5 protein-coding genes are annotated in these 5002 nt (G+C 71.8%); 1 reads left to right on the plus strand and 4 read right to left on the minus strand.

All coding sequences use genetic code 11. The features are described from left to right. Window positions 1-269 (minus strand): macro domain-containing protein (locus AOK15_RS35355; protein ID WP_478078820.1); only part of this gene is annotated, 269 nt, incomplete at its 3' end. A gap of 88 nt (window positions 270-357) precedes the next feature. On the opposite strand from AOK15_RS35355, the gene AOK15_RS35360 reads away from it, so the two are divergent. Continuing rightward, window positions 358-1083 carry a MerR family transcriptional regulator gene (locus AOK15_RS35360; protein WP_055522439.1) on the plus strand — a complete coding sequence of 242 codons (726 nt, stop codon included), beginning with the start codon at window positions 358-360 and terminating at the stop codon, window positions 1081-1083. Window positions 1084-1191: 108 nt separating this feature from the next. Here AOK15_RS35360 and AOK15_RS35365 read toward each other — a convergent pair whose 3' ends face one another. From AOK15_RS35365 to AOK15_RS35375, 3 genes are all read right to left on the minus strand, one after another. Then, on the minus strand, window positions 1192-3366 hold the full coding sequence (locus AOK15_RS35365; protein WP_055522441.1) for a 3-hydroxyacyl-CoA dehydrogenase NAD-binding domain-containing protein: 2175 nt from the start codon (window positions 3364-3366) through the stop codon (window positions 1192-1194). A gap of 40 nt (window positions 3367-3406) precedes the next feature. Continuing rightward, window positions 3407-4621, minus strand: coding sequence for an acetyl-CoA C-acetyltransferase (locus AOK15_RS35370; RefSeq protein WP_055522443.1), 1215 nt, complete (start codon window positions 4619-4621; stop codon window positions 3407-3409). A 60-nt stretch (window positions 4622-4681) separates the two neighbouring features. Further along, window positions 4682-5002, minus strand: a 321-nt coding sequence (locus tag AOK15_RS35375; RefSeq protein ID WP_205632284.1) for a CoA transferase, incomplete at its 5' end; no start/stop codon positions are given.

Raw genomic sequence — 5002 nt, forward strand, 5'->3', positions numbered from 1 at the left:
GTACGGATGCCGCGCTGGCCGATCAGGTTGGCCACCCAGGTGTACGGGCCGACCTGGACGAACTGGGCCGCGCCGAGCCCGAAGTCGTTGTGCGCGCGGTCGCGGTGCCAGGCGCGGTAGGCCGTCTCCGGTTCCGGCCAGCGGCGGGACACGGCGAGGACGAAGCCCTTGCCCCAGCCGCCGAGGTCATTGCTGACGTGGGCGATGACCTTGACGCCCTTGCCCAGCGGCATGGTGGCGTCCCCCCTGACGTACGTGATCCCCGACATGGACCCACCGTACGAGCCGCCACTGACAATCGCCCCGAGCAGCTGTTGAAGGTTTCACAGCACTGGTGGGACAGCGATACTGCTGTGCATGACGACCGAGACCGGGGAAGGCGCCGACGCGGCCGAGGACACCGAGGAGGGGGTCCTGACCGTGGACGAGCTGGCCGCGCGGGCCGGCGTGACGGTGCGCACGGTCCGCTTCTACAGCACCAAGGGTCTGCTGCCGCCGCCGGTGATCGGTCCGCGTCGGGTCGGCCGGTACGGACGCGGCCATCTGGCCCGGCTCGCGCTGATCGAGGAACTCCAGCGGCAGGGCATGACCCTGGCCGCCATCGAACGGTATCTGCGGCAGCTGCCGCCGGATCTGTCGCCGCGCGATCTCGCCCTCCAGCGGGCCGTCGTGGCCTCCTGGGCGCCGGACGCGGTGGAGACGGTGACACGGGACGAGCTGGAGCCGCGGGCCGGGCGGTCCCTCGACGAGGACGACGTGGAGCGGCTCACGGCGATGGGCCTGGTCGAACGGGACGGCGACGGGTTCCGGGTGGACCCCGGTCTGCTGCGGCTGGGCGCGGAACTCCTCGACGTGCCCCTGTCCCAGGAGTCGATCCTCGCCGCACGGAACGTCCTGATCGAGCACGCCCGTGCGGCCGCCCACGAGCTGTCCGGTCTCTTCCGTGACGCGGTGGCCGAGCGGGACCCGCAGGCGGTGAAGTCCCTCTCGGCCCATATGCAGCCCCTGGTCGTCCAGGCCCTGCTGACGACGTTCCAGCGCTCCCTGAGGGACGAGCTGCGGGAGTGGCTGAAGGAGGGGTGAGGGGGGTGAAGGCCGGACCGCAGGCCCGTGCCTTCAGGGGCGCGGGGAACTGCGCGCCCAGCCACGACGAACCCGCGGCCGGCGACGAACCCCGCACCCCCGCGACGGTCACGCGTCGGCGAACCTCTCCCCCCGCTCCGCCTTCTGCACCAGCAGCGCCGGCGGTGTGAAGCGCGCGCCGTAGCGGTCGGCCAGCTCCCTCGCCCGGGCCACGAAGCCCGGCAGGCCGCCCTCGTAGCCGTTGATGTACTGGAGGACGCCTCCGGTCCAGCCGGGGAAGCCGATGCCGAAGATCGAGCCGATGTTGGCGTCGGCGACGGAGGTGAGGACGCCCTCCTCCAGGAGGCGGACGGTGTCCAGGGCCTCGGAGAACAGCATGCGTTCCTGCATGTCCGCGAAGGGGATCCGGTGGTCGGGCCGGGCGAAGTGCTCGCGCAGGCCCGGCCAGAGCTTGGTGCGGCGGCCGTCGGGACCATAGTCGTAGAAGCCGGCGCCGCCGCTGCGCCCGGTGCGGCCGAACTCGTCGACCATCCGGTCGACGACCGCCTCGGCGGGGTGCTCCTCCCAGGTGCCGCCCGCCTCCTCGACGGCCCGCCGCGTCTCCGTTCGGATCTTGCGCGGCAGGGTCAGGGTCAGCTCGTCCATCAGGGAGAGGACCTTCGCGGGGTAGCCCGCCTGGGCCGCCGCCTGCTCGACCGACGCGGGCTCGATGCCCTCGCCGACCATCGCGACACCCTCGTTGATGAAGTGGCCGATGACGCGGGAGGTGAAGAAACCACGGGAGTCGTTGACGACGATCGGGGTCTTCTTGATCTGCCGGACCAGGTCGAAGGCGCGGGCGAGGGCCTCGTCGCCGGTCCGCTCACCCTTGATGATCTCGACGAGCGGCATCTTGTCGACGGGTGAGAAGAAGTGCAGGCCGATGAAGTCGGACTGGCGCTCCACCCCTTCGGCGAGGGTGGTGATGGGGAGGGTGGAGGTGTTGGAGCAGAGCAGCGCGTCGGGGGCGACGACGCTCTCGATCTCCTGGAACACCTTGTGCTTGAGGGCGGTGTCCTCGAAGACGGCCTCGATGACCGCGTCGCAGCCGGCCAGGTCGGCCGGGTCGGCGGTGGGGGTGATCCGGGCGAGCAGGGCGTCGGCCTTCTCCTGCGTCGTACGGCCCTTGGCGACGGCCTTGGCGCAGAGCTTCTCCGAGTAGCCCTTGCCCTTCGCGGCGGCTTCCGCGGACACGTCCTTCAGGACGACGTCGATGCCGGCGCGGGCGCAGGAGTAGGCGATGCCGGCACCCATCATCCCGGCGCCGAGGACGGCCACCTTGCGGACCTGGCGCGGTTCGACGCCCTTGGGGCGGTTGGCGCCGGAGTTGACGGCCTGGAGGTCGAAGAAGAACGCCTGGATCATGTTCTTGGAGGTCTGGCCGGCGGCCAGCTCCACGAAGTAGCGGGCCTCGATGACCTGGGCGGTCTCGAAGTCGACCTGGGCTCCCTCGACGGCGGCGGCGAGGATGTTGCGCGGGGCCGGGTAGGGGGCGCCGGCCGTCTGCTTGCGCAGGGTGGCGGGGAAGGCGGGCAGGTTCGCCGCGAACTTGGGGTTGGAGGGTGTGCCTCCGGGGATGCGGTAGCCCGGCCTGTCCCAGGGCTGCTGGGACTCGGGGTTGGCGTCGATGAAGGCGCGGGCCCTGGCCATCAGCTCGTCGTGGGTGGCGGCCACCTCGTGGACGAGGCCGTTCTGCAGGGCGCGTTGCGGGCTGTACTGGGTGCCCTGGAGCAGCACCTTCAGGAGCGCGTCGGCGATGCCGAGGAGCCGTACCGTACGGACGACGCCGCCGCCTCCGGGGAGCAGGCCGAGGGTGACCTCGGGGCAGCCGATCTTGGAGCCGGGGGCGTCGAGGGCGACGCGGTGGTGGCAGGCGAGGGCAAGTTCGAAGCCGCCGCCGAGGGCGGCGCCGTTGATCGCGGCGACGACGGGCTTGCCGAGGGTCTCGATGCGGCGCAGATGCCGTTTGATCTCCAGGCCGCCGTCGAACAGCTGCCGCGCGGTGTCGGGGGTGACCCGGATGAGGTCGCGCAGATCGCCGCCGGCGAAGAAGGTCTTCTTGGCGGAGGTGATGATGACGCCGCGGACGGAGTCCTTCTCGGCCTCCAGCCGGTCGGTGATCACGGCGAGGGAGTCGCGGAACGCCTGGTTCATGGTGTTCGCGGACTGGTGGGGGTCGTCGAGGACGAGGGTGACGAGGCCCGAGCGGTCCTGTTCCCAGCGGATGGTGGTGCTCTCGGTCATGAGGGGGCTCTCCGTAGAAGTCTTGTGGTTCCGCGGGGTGTCAGACGCGTTCGACGATCGTCGCGATGCCCATGCCGCCGCCCACGCACAGCGTGGCCAGCCCGTACCGCTTGTCCTGGCGCTCCAGCTCGTCGACGAGGGTGCCGAGGATCATCGCGCCGGTGGCGCCCAGCGGGTGGCCGAGGGCGATGGCGCCGCCGTTGACGTTGACCTTGTCCAGGGAGATGCCCATGTCCTTCGCGAAGCGCAGAACGACGGCGGCGAACGCCTCGTTGATCTCGACGAGGTCGATGTCGTCGATGGTCAGTTGGGCCCTGGCGAGGGCCTTGCGGGTGGCGGGCGCGGGCCCGGTGAGCATGATGGTGGGCTCGGAGCCGGAGACGGCGGCGGAGACGATCCGCGCGCGCGGGCGCAGGCCGTAGCGGTCGCCGATCTCGCGGGAGCCGATGGCGACGAGCGCCGCGCCGTCGACGATGCCGGAGGAGTTGCCCGCGTGGTGGACGTGGTCGATCTCCTCGACCCAGTGGTACTTCTGCAGGGCCACCGCGTCGAAGCCGCCCAGCTCGCCGATGTCGGCGAACGACGGCTTCAGCTTGGCGAGCGAGTCGGCGGTGGTACCGGGCCGCAGGTGCTCGTCGTGGTCGAGGACGACGAGGCCCGCGCGGTCCTTGACGGGGACGACGGAGGCGTCGAAGCGGCCGTCCTTCCACGCCGCGGCGGCCCGCTCCTGGGACAGGGCGGCGTACTCGTCGACGTCCCGGCGGGAGAAGCCCTCGATGGTGGCGATGAGGTCGGCGCCGATGCCCTGCGGCACGAAGTTGACGGCCAGGTTGGTCATCGGGTCGTTGAACCAGGCGCCGCCGTCCGAGGCCATCGGCACCCGCGACATCGACTCGACGCCGCCGGCGAGCACCAGGTCCTCCCAGCCGGAACGGACCTTTGCGGCAGCCATGTTGACGGCTTCCAGACCGGAGGCACAGAAGCGGTTCTCCTGGACGCCGGCGACCGTGTCGGGCAGTCCGGCGGCGATCGCGGCGATACGGGCGATGTCGGAGCCCTGGTCGCCGACGGGGCCCACCACGCCGAGCACGATGTCGTCGACGGCGGCCGGGTCGAGGCCGGGGTACCGGCGCCGGACCTCGTGGATCAGCCCGACGACGAGGTCGATGGGCTTGGTGCCGTGCAGGGCGCCGTTCGCCTTGCCGCGTCCGCGCGGGGTGCGGATCGCGTCGTACACGTACGCTTCGGTGCTCACGGGTCTGGCCTTTCGGATGGCGGTGGAGAGCCGGGTGGTCGGGGGCGCGGTGGCCGGGCGTCAGACGCCGGCCTCGCCGTTCGGGACGGGTTCCCCGAGGGGAACGTCCGTGTGGGCGGCCGGGGAACGGGCGTCGAGGAGGCCGGGTATGCCCCAGTCGTGGGCGACGTCCCTCGTGTCGGCGCCCGGCTGGGCGGGGCCGCCGCGGACCGAGGTGTGGGTGGCGGAGAAACGGGGTGCGGGGGCGGGCTGGGTGATGCCGCCGAAGTCGGTGAACGTGCCGCGGGCCGCGAGATGCGGGTGGTCAGGGGCCTCGCGCAGCGACAGCACGGGCGCCACGCAGGCGTCGGAGCCCTCGAAGACGGCCGTCCACTCGTCGCG

Source organism: Streptomyces ossamyceticus, from assembly GCF_001418475.1.
Classification (GTDB): domain Bacteria; phylum Actinomycetota; class Actinomycetes; order Streptomycetales; family Streptomycetaceae; genus Streptomyces; species Streptomyces ossamyceticus.

Bases quoted from the DNA above. Each gene is read 5' to 3' on its own strand.
- AOK15_RS35360 (WP_055522439.1), top strand. From the start codon at position 358: ATGACGACCGAGACCGGGGAAGGCGCCGACGCGGCCGAGGACACCGAG.
- AOK15_RS35365 (WP_055522441.1), bottom strand. From the start codon at position 3,366: ATGACCGAGAGCACCACCATCCGCTGGGAACAGGACCGCTCGGGCCTC.